The organism is Acidithiobacillus sp. TH-A117, assembly GCF_057473465.1.
This window is the reverse complement of record NZ_JBYCKQ010000007.1, coordinates 1-12864: the sequence shown is the minus strand read 5'-3', so window position 1 is coordinate 12864 and position 12864 is coordinate 1. Positions and strand designations below refer to the sequence as shown.

Here is a 12864-nt window from a genome sequence, read left to right as displayed (position 1 = left end):
GTGCGAGTTTGATTTTATCAGCGCGCGCACGGAGGCTCGGCCGCGATTTCTTTATCTCTTCCATCTTTGCTGAAACCTCTATTGCTGCTGTCTAAGGACTACAGAAAACCGCCCCATGAGCGCCAAGGGGATAATGATGATACGAACCTGCATCCAAATTCTCCTTTGAACATATAATCGAATATTTTTAATAAGTTATAATGAATATCCTTCAGCAGAGTGGAGGTCTCGCTGTATACGGAAACCCCCGCTGCAGCCGTTACGGTAAAAGTCTAAAGATGGACACCGGATAATCTATCAGGATGTCCCATGCTTCATTCACAGAAATCATCACTGAGGCGCGACAATCCTAGCCGTGCTCAGCAACATTAATATGATGTTGCGCCATTTTTCCCCAATGACCACCTTGTGCAGACGCTTTCTTCCACCACGTTATGGCGGTCCTCGTATTCTGCGGCACACCACGTCCGTGGTAGTAGTCGCTCCCTAGCCTGAATTCAGCCCTAGCATATCCTTGATCGGCCGCCTTTCTCCACCAGTAGTTCGCCTTCGTAAAACTTGGCATCAGTCTAAGCGCACCGTAGTAGTAGTCATCCCCTAGCCTGTATTCCCACTTAGGATTCCCCAGATTCGCCAACCATTTTGCTTTATTTGTGTGCCTTATCATGCTGAGCACCGGGTTGTTGTAGGGCACATCGTCGAAGGACGCCAACTGTTTTGCTCGCGTGTTCGTCGCGGCATGCCTCTGAGCGGCCGCCTTCTCGTACCAGTAGTCTGCCTTCGCATAGTCCTGCGGCACCCCTTGGCCGTCGTGGTATGCAAGCCCTAGGTTATTTTCCGCCTTGGCATTTCCCTGAGCGGCCGCCTTATAGTACAAGTAGTCCGCCTTCGCGTAGTCCTGCGGCACCCCTTGGCCGTAGTAGTAAGCATCCCCTAGCTTGTTTTCCGCTCTGGCATTTCCCTGAGCGGCCGCCTTCTCGTACCAGTAGTCTGCCTTCGCGTAGTCCTGCGGCACACCATGGCCGTGGTAGTAGGCATTTCCTAGGTTATTTTCCGCCTTGGCATTTCCCTGAGCGGCCGCCTTCTCGTACCAGTAGTCCGCCTTCGCGTAATCCTGCGGTACGCCTTGGCCGTAGCGGTAGGCATACCCCAGGTTAAATTCCGCCACTGCATACCCCTGAGCGGCCGCCTTCTCGTACCAGGAGTTCGCCTTCGCGTAGTCCTCCGGCACCCCTTGGCCGTAGTAGTAAGCATCCCCTAGTTTGTTTTCCGCTCTCGCATATCCCTGAGCGACCGCCCTCTCGTACCAGGAGTTCGCCTTCGCGTAATCTTTTTTTGCAACCAAATACCGACCCAACCACGTTTGTGCTACAGCATCCCCATACTTCGCCGCAGATTCCAGTTTGGCTAAGTCTGTAGTATTTTCATTGTATGCGGCTATCGTCAACTGTTTTGCTTGGGTGTTGGTCATTGCATAGGCACTGCCTACAGAAAGCAGCCCCATGAGCGCCAACGGGATAACAATACGAGCCTTCATGTGGCTCTCCTTTGAGGATATAAATTCCCTGATTTTCACAAAAGCTTACATAAGGATTGGCTTTCAGCATAGCGTGGAGCCTCAGCGGACACGAAATACGCCAGTTGCATTCGCTACTGCGCGACCGCACGACAAGAGGACAAGGGCCTGTGATCAAGCAGGGCGTAACCTGCCCAGCGGCGGACAGCTGCCAAGCAGCGCTGGTGATTAGCCTGTTTTCAGCAGAAACCAGTGTTTGGATGGTTCTCCATTGAGAACCTCAGCATTTCGCTAATGCATCCAATATTTCAAGAAATTAATGATTGATATTCCGCGATATAGGGTGTAAATATCTGACGCTGACAAACAATCATCTGTCTACTGTTACCCCGGCAGATCCGGGAGACTTCCTAATTATTTGGTTAGATCCATGACCAAAAGATTAAATAACCATATGTGCCCATCAATAATATTGAAAAAACACTGGGGTCATAAGCATCGTCAACAGTACCCGCCCATATATGAAATGAGGTTTTTCATGGACAGATTCAAGGCGTAAAATCCAACATAGGTACAACATAACAGTGCAATATAGCAAAAATAGTTGTTTAATAAGATATTTTATTAACCATACGTCCAGTCGAGCATGGGAGCTACGGATAAAATTTTCTCATTCATTGCCATGGCATCACACCCCGGCCTGTTGCAGATGTACCGTTCCGGTATCCAGAAATTCCAGGAATGCCCGGATAGTGTGGGACTGATAGGCGGGTTGGGGTCTGGCCATGTACAAGGTCCACTGAATGCCTAAGGGTGCGGGCAGGCGGCGCGCCACGACCCGCCAGTCTTGGCGACAACGCAAGGCGGCGGCCGTTACAAAGCCAATTCCCAGCCCGGCATCCACGGCAGCGCCCACTGCTTCTACGCCGGTAACCTCAATGGATTGCCGGGGTGTCAAACGGGCTTCCTGAAAGGCTTTTTCTACAGAACGGCGAATACCCGACCCGGGTTCGCGCCAGATCAGGGGATAAGGCATCAGATTTTCCAGTGTCAATTCCGCTTGCTGGAGGAGGCTATGCCCCTCGGGGAAAATGGTCATGATTTCATCATCCAGCCAGGGTGTCACCGAATAGTAGGAAGGCAAACCTTCCAGATCCAGGCCACCTTCCAGAAAATACAAATCCCAATCGGACAGGGCAATACTGGACCAGTCGATTACACCTCCTCGCAGCTGAAGTTCTATATCGGGAAATTGCCGTTGAAAAGACACCAGCCTTTCCGGCAAAAAATAATTGGCCACGGTGTTGGTGGCAACAATCCGCAAAACACCACTCTGCAAACGCTGGCGGCGCAACATGATGTCCTCGAATTCATCAATCACATCACGCATCCGCTGGGCGGTGGAGAGCAGGGCTTCGCCTGCCGGCGTCAACTGAATGCCGCGTCCGTGGCGCATGGTCAAGGGCTCGCCCACCATCTGGCTCAGCTTCTGCAAGCGCTCGGTGATGGCCGGTTGACTCCGGTGCAGGCTTCGCGCCGCCACACTGATGCCGCCACTTTTGGCCACCGTAAGAAAAGTCAGCAGTAATTCCGTATCCATATATCGCTATACCCGATAGTTTGTATATATATAACCAATTTGATCTATATTTTCAGTCCCTGCATTATCGGCCCGTTGCGCAAATAAGCATAGAAGCTGATACCCAATAATGACCTTTTCTCGGAACGCCCACGCAGTTTCTCCTCTTGGCACCGGCATGGTAGTGCTACTGAACCTGGTCATTGGTTTGGGACATTTCCTGGTGCTTTTCAATACCGGCGCCTATCTGCCCATGATCCCCCATGTTGCGGGCAGCTTGGGGGTCAATCCTGATTTTGCCGACTGGACCCAGGCTGATTTTTTTCTGGCCATGGCCCTGGCTTTTCCCACATCGCCCTGGTTATTACATCGCTGGGGGGAAATGCGGGTTCTGACGGTGGCTTTTGTCATGTTCGCCCTGGCTTCAGGCGTATGTGCCGTCACGAATCACTATGACAGCTTCCTGATTGCGCGGATTGTTCAGGGTTATGTGGGAGGGCTGAGCATTCCCGTTTCCTTGCAGATTATTCTACGCCACTATCATCCTCAGCGCCGCAATATCGGACTGGGTCTGTGGGGAATCGCGGCGCTCACACCGTTCACCCTCGGGCCGGTCATCGGTGGCTGGATAACCGATACCATCGGTTGGCGCTGGCTGTTTTATGTGAATATACCCATTGCCATTACGGTAGCCCTGGTCAGCCTGATCCTGCTTTTTGAGCGCGAGATGGAACATCGTCATCCGCCACTGGACTGGCGCGGTCTGATCTTCCTGGTCATCGCTCTGGCTGCCGGGGAATCCGCCCTGAATATCGGCGAAACCCTCAGCTGGTGGCGCTCTCACGTCATTATTTGCCTGGGGATTACCGGCCTCATCGCCCTGCTGTTATTGGTCATCGCCGAATGGTACACCCCCCACCCCCTCCTGGATCTGCGCCTTCTGAAACGACGCAATTTTCTGATAGGCAGTGTAGTGCTGTTTTTCACCGCTTTGTTTTTTCAGGGCAGCATCGCCATTTACATCGTCGGCTTTCAGTTGGTGATGGGCTATAGCGCCTGGATGGTGGGCCTGTTGATATTACCCATGGCCATTTTCTCAAAAATCAGCTTCATGCTGACCCAGCGCCTGTTGAATCGCCTCGATGCCCGCATCCTGGCTGTCATCTCTCTGACGGGATTCTCAGCCGCGAGTTTTTGGGTGGCTTCCTATAATCATCCGGCGTCCTTTAGCGAGTTGCTCTGGCCCCAGGCCTTTGTGGGCATTTTCCTGGGCAGTTTGTTTCCCTCCATCATTGCCATTGCCTTGTCGGGATTATCGGGCCCGGCCGAAATACGCGGAACAGCGCTCTTGAATGTATTACGCCTGAGTGGACAGGCCATGGGCATTCCTTTGATTGCCACCTTATTTGACCGGCGCATGATTTTCCATGCGCATTTTCTGGCCGAAGGGCAAAGCAGCCTGGCGGATTTACCCACATCCCTGCTCAACCATATACGCACTGCGGAACTGCTGAAGCAGCATGCGGCCATGCTGGCCTTCAATGAAATTTTTTACATCGCCGCCTGGGGGTTTTTAATGGGTGCGGGTCTCTTGCTGCTCAGCAAGGCTGTGGTTTACGCAGAACCGGATATTCGTCTGCGCCGCGCCATAGAAGAGCTGGTTGATCTCTGATGCATAAATTTTTTCTGCTTCTATCATGCCTGTTACTGAGCGCCTGCGCACGCCTGCCAGAACAGCTGCCCGACAAGCACCTCGCCCATGCTCCACAAATCCGTCAACTAGTGGCCCAAACTGCGGGGCATGATGGCATTCATCCCGGTCCATGGCCCGAATCCCGATGGTGGAAAAAGGTGCAGTTACCGGCCCTCAATCAACTGATTGATGCGGCGTTGCGGAATAACCCCTCGCTGCAGGTGGCCAGCGCCCGCATTCTCAAGGCAAAAGCCTTTGCTGCGGAACAACATGCCGCCCTGCTTCCACAATGGAATGCCAGTGCGTCTTTCACCCAGCAGTATTTTTCTCAACAGGGATTACATCTCCAGGCCAATGGCCAGCATTTTGACTATGCCGAGATCAACCCGCTGGAGCTGCGTTATCACCTGGATTTATGGGGTCGGGAGAGCGATCAGGTCCGTGCCGCCATAGGAAAAGTACGGGTGCATCAGGCCGATTATGCCGAAGCAAAACTGCAACTGGAAACGCAACTGACCTGGCATTATTTTCTGCTGATCGGCACATCCCAACGTCTGCGTCTGGCAGAGCTTCTGGAAAGCCTGCAAAAATCCCTGCTCCAGCTGGAGAATCAACGTTGGCACGACGGTCTGGCCGATGCGCGTCCGGTTTTTGCTCAGGAAGAGCGCTACGCCGAAGCGCGACAAAATAGCGCTCAATTACAGGACGCTATTGCCCGGCAACGCTATATTCTAGCGGCTCTGGCCGGACACGGACCTGATTGGGGAGAGCAGATCCCAATCGCTCCGCTACCGGAACTGTCGCGGATGCCCATTCCCCGTGATCTTCCTTTGCACCTCATCGCTCATCGCCCCGACATTGTCGCGGCCCGTTGGGAAATGACTGTCGCCGCCCAACAGATCAAGGCGGCGCGGGCGGCTTTTTATCCGGATGTGAATATCGCTCTGTTTGCCGGCTGGAACAGCATTGATCTGGGCGATTTATTCAGCCCCGGGAATCTGGCCCATGCGGTGGGACCAGTGATCACCTTGCCAGTTTTTGAAGGCGGCAAACTCCGCGCCCGGCTCAAGGCGCAAAATGCCGTGTATATGGCCGCCCAGGATCATTATCGCCAGAACATCCTCAACGCCGTGCGGGAAATTGCCCGTTACCTAGCGAGCTGGAAAAGAATCCATCAACAACTCCATGAACAAGCCGAGATCATGCAGGCCGCCAGACAGAGCCGCACCCTGGCGGAGGCGGCATTTCAGGCAGGAACCGCCAATAAAATGGCCGTTTATCAAACCCGTATTCAGGAAACAACCATGCAAAGCCTTCACATTCTTTTACAAATCCAAAATGCGCAATCCTGGGCATTACTGCATGAGGCGCTGGGAGGCGGATATGCGACGAAAGGCAAAGCAAAATGAGTACAGCGCAGCTTGTCCCGGATCCTGAAAAACGCCCTTTGGAAAAGAAACGCCGAAGAGGGTTGCTCGGGGTTGCCATCCTCCTTTTCCTGGTTGGCCTCATCGGCATCCTCTGGTGGTTTTTACAGGGGCAGTACTGGATTGAAACCAATGATGCCTACGTGAATGGCAACATCAGCCCCGTGGACAGTTTGTCAGCGGGCACTATCCAGCAGGTGCTGGCAGAAAATACGGAATATGTGCACGCCGGTCAGATACTGGCCATCTTACAAGGCAGTCATTCCCGGCTGGATATGAAAAAGGCGCAGGCTCATCTGGCGGCCACAGTAAGGCAAGTGCGCCAGGATTTCGCCGAGGTCCATGCCCTGCAACAAAACATTCAGGCTAAAAATGCCAAACTGAGCCAACTCAGGATGGACTTCACCCGCTATCAGCAATCGCTGCCGAGCGGCGCCGTTTCTGTGATCCGTCTTGAAAACACCCGGCATGAAATCGCTGCCGCCAGCGCCGCCGTGGCAGAAGCCCAGGCCCGACTACAGGCTGCAGAAGCCCTCGTAGCGGGCACCACGGTGGATGACAATCCTCTGGTGCAGCAAGCTGTCGCGGCATATGAGCAAGCCGACATCACCTGGCAACGCCACCTGATCCGCGCCCCCATATCGGGTTTTATCGCCCAGCGCTCTGCCTATCCGGGGTTAACGGTTAAAAATGGTCAGCGCCTGTTCTCCGTCGTGCCCTTGAACGATTTATGGGTAGTCGCCAATTTCAAGGAAACCGTCATGCGCCATATCCACCCCGGACAATCGGTACAATTGACCAGTGATTATTACGGGGGTTCGGTGCATTTTCATGGCACCATCATGGGTTTACTTCCCGGTGCTGGCAGTGCTTTCAGTATTCTGCCCCCGCAAAATGCTACCGGAAATTATATTCATATTGTGGAACGGGTGCCGGTGCGTATTGCCATACCTGATGCAGAACTGCGCAAACACCCACTGCGCCCCGGGCTCTCCATGATTGCCGAGGTCCACTGGCAGCATGGGCATGCTCATTCGCTTCTGCAACCCCTGACCAGCACCCCGAAACAGGGATATGAAACATCCATATACCATGACGAGCTGCAACGTGCGCAAAACCGTGCCCGGCGCATTATCCAGAAGAACCTGTAAACATGGCCGCCATTTTCAAAATTGACCGAAATCAAGGAATAGCTGAACAAGCTTCTTTATCCTTCACCTCGTAGCGTATTGAGCACAGCCCATTCACACCCCAAGCACAAGGAGTAATTTATCATGACCATCAATATTCAACTGATTCAATCCAGTGGCGCCGCTGTAAAAGATCTCGGTGTACAGGTGGCTGAACATTTTTATGATTATATGTTCACACACTTTCCGGAAGTCCGGAAAATGTTTCCTGGAGACATGACCGAGCAGCGTATTCGCCTTTTTAATTCTGTCATTCTGATTGCGACCAGTATCGACAATCTGGAAGTACTGGTGCCTTATTTGAAAGATCTGGGGATCGCTCATATCAAGTATGATACTCGTCCGGAACATTATCCCATCGTCGGCAAAAGCCTGCTCAATACCCTGAAGCATTTTCTGGGCGCTGCCTGGTCCCGGGAAATGGCGGAATCCTGGATTGAGGCCTACAACCTCGCTTCTACGGTATGCATAGAGGCGGCCTATGAAGCCATGGCTCCTTCCCGTTTTGTGCCGCTAACCATTGACGACGTTCCTCCTGCTGTGTGATTTAACCTAAGACGGCGCTTGGCTGAATGTTTTTTGCGACTTAGGCCGGTGCCGTTTTTGAATGCAAACGAAGTGAGGTAAATGCATGGAATATGAAATATGTCTGGAACCCTCCGGCATCTGTTTCATGGCCAATGAAAATCAGAATATTGTCGAAGCGGCCAAAGCCCATGATGTGGCCATTAAACATGGCTGCGCCAGCGGTTCCTGTGGAGATTGCAAGGGCACCATTTTGTCTGGTGATAGTGAACAGGGACCATTTATGCCGTTGCTCTTGTCACCCGCAGAACGGGCTGCAGGCATGGGCATATTATGCAAGCTTTACCCACGTAGCCCGATGCGACTACAGGCTGAAGTCATTTCTGGAAATATCTGGAATAGCCGCATTGTCAGCCTGACCAGGTTAACCTGGAATGTGCTGGAATTAATCTTAAAACCAGAAAAGGCCTATCCATACCAGACCGGTCAATATGCCCGTATGGCTGTCCCGGGTCATCCGGATCAGTGGCGCTCTTATTCCATGGCTACACCACCTCAGAGCCATGGGGAGCTGGTTTTTCATATCCGTGAATTACCCGGCGGTTTATTCAGTCAGTGGCTTTTTCACCGGGCCCAATGTGGTGACAGCATCACGCTCGGGCCCCCACAAGGTGACTTCGCCCTCCACCCGGAGCAAAACAGGCCCATGCTCTGCATCGCCGCCGGTACCGGGTTGGCTCCCATTGAAGCCATCATTCAGGAAAGCATTCTTCAGGGTCAGAATCGTCCTGTTCATCTGTTTTACGGAGCCAAAAAACAGGCGGATTTTTATCATCTCGATCAATTGCAGCAATGGGCGCAAGAATATCCTCAGCTTACTGTGACACCCACCATTTCCGATATGGAGGACACCCATTGGACCGGGGCACGCCGGCTGTTGCCCAGCGTGACTGCCCGAGGCCACTGGCAATATCATGAAGTCTATCTTTGCGGGAGCCCTGGCATGATAGAAGCGGCCATTGATCTACTGCTCTCCCATGGGGTCTCCCATGAACACATCCATTTTGATGCCTTTGCACCCAATGGCTAGTCATTCTGCGCTGCTATACGGCAACTACCCAGGAGAACGCACGATGAAGGTACAAATTCTTGTTTCCAAATGGTGTCCCGTTTGCCCACAGGCTGAAAAAGTATGGAAGGAAGCTTCGGAAAAGGTGCCCATGGAACTGGAAGTTCTGGATGTCGCAGAACGGGAGGGGCGGGAAATAGTCAGTAACCTGCGCATTAAAACCGTCCCCGCCATCGTCGTGGATGGCGCCCTGAAAACCGTAGGCGCGCAGCCATTGGGAGACGTGTTGAAAATGCTCGGAGCCTCATGACAACAGCATTCTGAATGCTCACGAAGCGAACCCGGTCACCCTTCTGTCGCACAGGACTGCACAAACATTGGAGATGATGATGGAATCTATAGATCAGATCATGCAACACGACCATGAACGCCTGGACCTGCTTTTAGAACAAAGCGCAGAGACTGTGAGCCATGGCGCATGGCAGGAGGCTGCGCATTTTCTGGAGGCATTCCGCCACGGCATAGTGGATGGTCATATGACCGTGGAAGAAAGCACCTTGTTTCCCGCCTTTGAGCGCCAGAAAGGGGATGCAGCCCAATCCCTGACCGCCCTCCTTCGCAAGGGACATCAGGATTTACGCATATTTTTTGAGGAAATGGCAGAAGCTATTCAGGAGCAGGACGCAGAAACCTTTGAGGATCTTCTCGGCACCGTACAAACCATTCTCAAACAACATGATGCTAGGGAAGAAAATGAACTTTACCCATTTCTGACAACCGCCTTGACGGATCATGGTGAAGCTGCCGGAAGACGTATTCTCGACTTTGAGGCGGAGGCAAAATCATGAGTGAATATCACGGATGTGAATTGCCGGAAGATCTTTTTTATGATCTTGATTATGTGTGGGTACGTCCCGAAGAGGATGGCACCTTGACCATCGGAATCACAGATCCCGCCCAGACCATGTCGGGCCGCTTGCAAAAAGCCCGCATCAAAAAAATCGGTACACATCTGGAGGCTGGGCGACATGTGGCCACTCTGGAGAGTGGTAAATGGGCAGGTGGTGTTCCGGTGCCTTTTGCGGGTGAAGTCATGGACCGCAATGAAAAACTGCTGGAAGATCCTCACCTGATCAATATTGATCCCTACAATGATGCCTGGATCGCTCGAGTGAAACCCGATGATCCACCACATGCGCTCGACAAAGTCAGCACCGGCAGCGCAGCCGTTGAGGCGCTAGAAGCGTGGATCAAAAGATACGGCGTGCAATGCATGCGCTGTTCGGAATAACTGGATTAACGGGCAGCAGCCCAGCGTTCCAGAGCCTGCAGATCAGGGACCTGGATGGTTCGACCCTGCATTTCAATCAGCCCGGCTTTACGCATTCGGGTCAGTACCCGCGATAAAGTTTCCGGGGTCAGGCCCAAGCGTGCGGCTACCGCCGATTTTTTGGTGGGAAATTCAATGGCGGCAGAACCCTTAGCCAGCGGACATAATTCCAGCAAATAGCTGACCAGTCGCTGTTCGGCGGATTCCACACTGAGATGGCGCAGCTCCTTGACCAGAAAATGCAGGCGCATGCTCAGGCGCGCCAGCATCTGGCGCATCAAAAGGGGTTTTTGCTCCAGAATTTCCAGAAACAGGGCGAGGGGAATTTCCAGAACCGCCGTACGCCCGTCCGCAGCTGCCGTAACCGGATAACGCCCGCCCAGAAAAGCGACGGCTTCGGCAAACAGGTCATGCTGCTCAATGATTTCCACAATTTTTTCCTGTCCGGTGCATGCCGCCGCTATCAGGTGGACACGACCGGAAAGCACCAGATAAAAAGCGCTGGCCACTGCTTTCTCGACAAACAAAATCTCTCCGGAATCCAGGGTGACTTTTTTGCTTTGCAGCAGCAAGGCACTCAGCAAGTCTTCCGGCCAGGCAGAAAAAAGTGAGGTTTCGCGCAAGATGGGGAATAAATTGTCGGCAACAGCTTCCATAAGGGCACTTTCTAATCTGGAAAAAAGCAGCATAGTCATCGCCCGCCTAACCCGCAAGGCGCAAAGAGGTACTGCCATGCACACACCCTGACACCGGGGGCCAGATCCACAGCAAATTGGCCCGGAAATTGCTAAGCTAGACTGCAGTCTGGACAATGAAGTCCTCGCGCACTCACGCTGGTGCGCGAGGTTTTTTTGTAATAGCGGCTGGAAATGGGAGAAAAAATGAACGATGAGCAACTCAGCATTGGTTTTGTCGCACTGACCGACAGCGCGCCATTGATTGTCGCCCGTGAACTGGGTTTTTTTGCAGCGGAGGGGCTTTCCGTTACCTTGCAACAGGAACCTTCCTGGGCCAGCCTGCGTGACCATTTGCTCTTTGGTGATCTAGTAGCTGCGCACGCACTGGCACCTCTGCCCATCGCCGCAACCCTGGGGATTGCTTCACCGCGCATACCGGTCAGCACTGCACTGACCCTTTCTCTCAATGGCAATGCCATTACCGTCAGCCATACCTTATATGAGCGGCTCCGCGATCAGGGATATTCGGGAAAGGAAAATGCCCTTGCTGCCGCCCTGATGCTCCGCCGCATCATCCAGACGGAACCGGCCAAAAAGTGGCGTTTTGCGGTGGTTTCTCCCATATCCAACCATCATTACCAGCTCCGCCACTGGCTGCGTGCCGGAAATATTGATCCCGACAAAGACATTCAAATTACCGTGGTCCCGCCCCTGCACATGGTGGCCGCGCTGCGTTCCGGTGAAATTGATGGTTACTGCGTAGGCGAACCCTGGGGGAGTCTGGCCGCCGTAGAAAATGTCGGCATGCCCATCGTCAGCAGTTATGCGCTCTGGAATAACCTGATGGAAAAAGTATTGGCCGTGCGCAATGACTGGGCAGAGCGCGAACCCGATTTACACCTGGCCATGATCCGCGCCATTCTGTCTGCGACCTACTGGCTGGATAATCCCCAGCATCGCCTGGAAGCGGCTCCCTGGGTTGGTGCTGCCATCAGCGTAGCTCCTGAAGTCGTGGCCATGGCATTAACGGGTGCTGTGCCGGGCTTGGCACAACAGGAAGACTTTCTGGTGTTTGCCCGCTACGCCGCCAACTTTCCCTGGCATTCTCATGCCCTGTGGCTGGTTCGACAAATGCAGGCAGCCGGGCAATGGCCTCATGACGTGGACGCCGAAACATTGATTCCCCAGGTATACCGTTGTGACCTTTACCGGCAGGCAGCACGACAACTTCCTGTCCCGGAAAAAGACTTCATCCCTTGGGGCGAGCACGCCCAAGCCTGGCAGGTACAAAGCAATGAAGGCCACCCCATCAGCATGGGTCCCAGCCTGATTTTTGACGGGAGCACGCTCACGCGCTGACTTGCGCTGCACCATCTTTGGGCCCAATCACAGGGAGTTTGCACCAGTATCACGCATTTTACGCCGGTCAGCTTCACGCAAAATTTCTTCCCGGGCCTGAAAAATCTCATCAACATCCCCCTCCATATTACGGCATGAAAAATGCTTTAGCCTCATCAAGTGCTGTTCATCGGTGAACAGTCTTTTGGGACGAAGGCGTTCCTGGCTCATCTGGGCCGGGAGCGCCTTTTTCTTTAGGTTTTTGTTCGAGGGATCGGCGATGAAAGAATTGTTAAACATGCTCCGCAGCGGTAATTGGCGCGCGTTAGTGGCCAGTTTTCTTTATTTTGATACGGGTTTTACGGTCTGGCTGTTATATGGGCCGCTGGCACCCTATATGATTCATGCATTACATCTGACTGCTGTTGAGCAAGGTTATCTGGTAGCTGTACCCATTCTTTCCGCCGCTATTTTGCGGATTGGCATGGGTAACCTCTACCAAAGCATGAATGGCCGCTGG

General features: G+C 53.1%; 13 protein-coding genes and 1 pseudogene. 10 read left to right on the top strand and 4 right to left on the bottom strand.

The features are described 5' to 3' along the window. Nucleotides 1-349 precede the first annotated feature (349 nt). Entirely contained in the window at nt 350-1537 is a 1188-nt protein-coding gene (locus tag AC2VLR_RS01565; protein ID WP_486880560.1) for an SEL1-like repeat protein, read from the bottom strand. 667 nt (nt 1538-2204) lie between these two features. Further along, a complete protein-coding gene (locus tag AC2VLR_RS01560; protein WP_486880559.1) occupies nt 2205-3116 on the bottom strand; it encodes a LysR substrate-binding domain-containing protein in 912 nt (303 codons plus the stop codon). A gap of 109 nt (nt 3117-3225) precedes the next feature. Here AC2VLR_RS01560 and AC2VLR_RS01555 point away from each other — a divergent pair, with 109 nt between their 5' ends. The 8 genes from AC2VLR_RS01555 to AC2VLR_RS01520 all read left to right on the top strand — a co-directional run bounded on the left by AC2VLR_RS01555 (nt 3226) and on the right by AC2VLR_RS01520 (nt 10290). Beyond that, on the top strand, nt 3226-4767 hold the full coding sequence (locus tag AC2VLR_RS01555; RefSeq protein WP_486880558.1) for a DHA2 family efflux MFS transporter permease subunit: 1542 nt from the start codon (nt 3226-3228) through the stop codon (nt 4765-4767). After that, nucleotides 4767-6197, top strand: a complete 1431-nt coding sequence (locus AC2VLR_RS01550; RefSeq protein ID WP_486880557.1) for an efflux transporter outer membrane subunit — start codon at nt 4767-4769, stop codon at nt 6195-6197. The genes AC2VLR_RS01555 and AC2VLR_RS01550 overlap by 1 nt, the downstream gene beginning before the upstream one ends. Continuing rightward, nucleotides 6194-7366, top strand: coding sequence for an HlyD family secretion protein (locus tag AC2VLR_RS01545; protein WP_486880556.1), 1173 nt, complete (start codon nt 6194-6196; stop codon nt 7364-7366). The genes AC2VLR_RS01550 and AC2VLR_RS01545 overlap by 4 nt, the downstream gene beginning before the upstream one ends. 123 nt (nt 7367-7489) lie before the next feature. Then, complete coding sequence (locus AC2VLR_RS01540) at nt 7490-7951, top strand: globin domain-containing protein (RefSeq protein WP_486880555.1); 462 nt, start codon at nt 7490-7492, stop codon at nt 7949-7951. A gap of 85 nt (nt 7952-8036) precedes the next feature. Beyond that, a complete protein-coding gene (locus AC2VLR_RS01535; RefSeq protein ID WP_486880554.1) occupies nt 8037-9020 on the top strand; it encodes a 2Fe-2S iron-sulfur cluster-binding protein in 984 nt (327 codons plus the stop codon). A gap of 43 nt (nt 9021-9063) precedes the next feature. Beyond that, on the top strand, nt 9064-9309 hold the full coding sequence (locus AC2VLR_RS01530) for a thioredoxin family protein (RefSeq protein WP_486880553.1): 246 nt from the start codon (nt 9064-9066) through the stop codon (nt 9307-9309). A 79-nt stretch (nt 9310-9388) separates the two neighbouring features. After that, nucleotides 9389-9847, top strand: a complete 459-nt coding sequence (locus AC2VLR_RS01525; protein ID WP_486880552.1) for a hemerythrin domain-containing protein — start codon at nt 9389-9391, stop codon at nt 9845-9847. After that, a complete protein-coding gene (locus AC2VLR_RS01520; RefSeq protein ID WP_215842190.1) occupies nt 9844-10290 on the top strand; it encodes a biotin/lipoyl attachment domain-containing protein in 447 nt (148 codons plus the stop codon). Before AC2VLR_RS01525 ends, AC2VLR_RS01520 begins: the two co-directional genes overlap by 4 nt. A 5-nt stretch (nt 10291-10295) precedes the next feature. On the opposite strand, the gene AC2VLR_RS01515 is transcribed toward AC2VLR_RS01520, so the two are convergent. Next, complete coding sequence (locus AC2VLR_RS01515; protein WP_486880551.1) at nt 10296-10985, bottom strand: Crp/Fnr family transcriptional regulator; 690 nt, start codon at nt 10983-10985, stop codon at nt 10296-10298. A 225-nt stretch (nt 10986-11210) separates the two neighbouring features. On the opposite strand from AC2VLR_RS01515, the gene AC2VLR_RS01510 reads away from it, so the two are divergent. Further along, on the top strand, nt 11211-12365 hold the full coding sequence (locus AC2VLR_RS01510; RefSeq protein ID WP_486880550.1) for a CmpA/NrtA family ABC transporter substrate-binding protein: 1155 nt from the start codon (nt 11211-11213) through the stop codon (nt 12363-12365). Between the two features lie 27 nt (nt 12366-12392). On the opposite strand, the gene AC2VLR_RS01505 is transcribed toward AC2VLR_RS01510, so the two are convergent. Next, nucleotides 12393-12575, bottom strand: coding sequence for a hypothetical protein (locus tag AC2VLR_RS01505; protein ID WP_486880549.1), 183 nt, complete (start codon nt 12573-12575; stop codon nt 12393-12395). A 49-nt stretch (nt 12576-12624) separates the two neighbouring features. Here AC2VLR_RS01505 and AC2VLR_RS01500 point away from each other — a divergent pair. After that, a pseudogene (locus AC2VLR_RS01500) lies at nt 12625-12864 on the top strand (MFS transporter); the annotation flags it as partial.

What these genes read in the sequence shown, in the direction of transcription:
- AC2VLR_RS01525 (WP_486880552.1), top strand. Translation starts at nt 9,389, where the DNA reads ATGGAATCTATAGATCAGATCATGCAACACGACCATGAACGCCTGGAC.
- AC2VLR_RS01520 (WP_215842190.1), top strand. Translation starts at nt 9,844, where the DNA reads ATGAGTGAATATCACGGATGTGAATTGCCGGAAGATCTTTTTTATGAT.
- AC2VLR_RS01565 (WP_486880560.1), bottom strand. Translation starts at nt 1,537, where the DNA reads ATGAAGGCTCGTATTGTTATCCCGTTGGCGCTCATGGGGCTGCTTTCT.
- AC2VLR_RS01530 (WP_486880553.1), top strand. Translation starts at nt 9,064, where the DNA reads ATGAAGGTACAAATTCTTGTTTCCAAATGGTGTCCCGTTTGCCCACAG.
- AC2VLR_RS01550 (WP_486880557.1), top strand. Translation starts at nt 4,767, where the DNA reads ATGCATAAATTTTTTCTGCTTCTATCATGCCTGTTACTGAGCGCCTGC.
- AC2VLR_RS01555 (WP_486880558.1), top strand. Translation starts at nt 3,226, where the DNA reads ATGACCTTTTCTCGGAACGCCCACGCAGTTTCTCCTCTTGGCACCGGC.
- AC2VLR_RS01560 (WP_486880559.1), bottom strand. Translation starts at nt 3,116, where the DNA reads ATGGATACGGAATTACTGCTGACTTTTCTTACGGTGGCCAAAAGTGGC.
- AC2VLR_RS01505 (WP_486880549.1), bottom strand. Translation starts at nt 12,575, where the DNA reads ATGAGCCAGGAACGCCTTCGTCCCAAAAGACTGTTCACCGATGAACAG.
- AC2VLR_RS01545 (WP_486880556.1), top strand. Translation starts at nt 6,194, where the DNA reads ATGAGTACAGCGCAGCTTGTCCCGGATCCTGAAAAACGCCCTTTGGAA.
- AC2VLR_RS01510 (WP_486880550.1), top strand. Translation starts at nt 11,211, where the DNA reads ATGAACGATGAGCAACTCAGCATTGGTTTTGTCGCACTGACCGACAGC.
- AC2VLR_RS01515 (WP_486880551.1), bottom strand. Translation starts at nt 10,985, where the DNA reads ATGGAAGCTGTTGCCGACAATTTATTCCCCATCTTGCGCGAAACCTCA.
- AC2VLR_RS01535 (WP_486880554.1), top strand. Translation starts at nt 8,037, where the DNA reads ATGGAATATGAAATATGTCTGGAACCCTCCGGCATCTGTTTCATGGCC.
- AC2VLR_RS01540 (WP_486880555.1), top strand. Translation starts at nt 7,490, where the DNA reads ATGACCATCAATATTCAACTGATTCAATCCAGTGGCGCCGCTGTAAAA.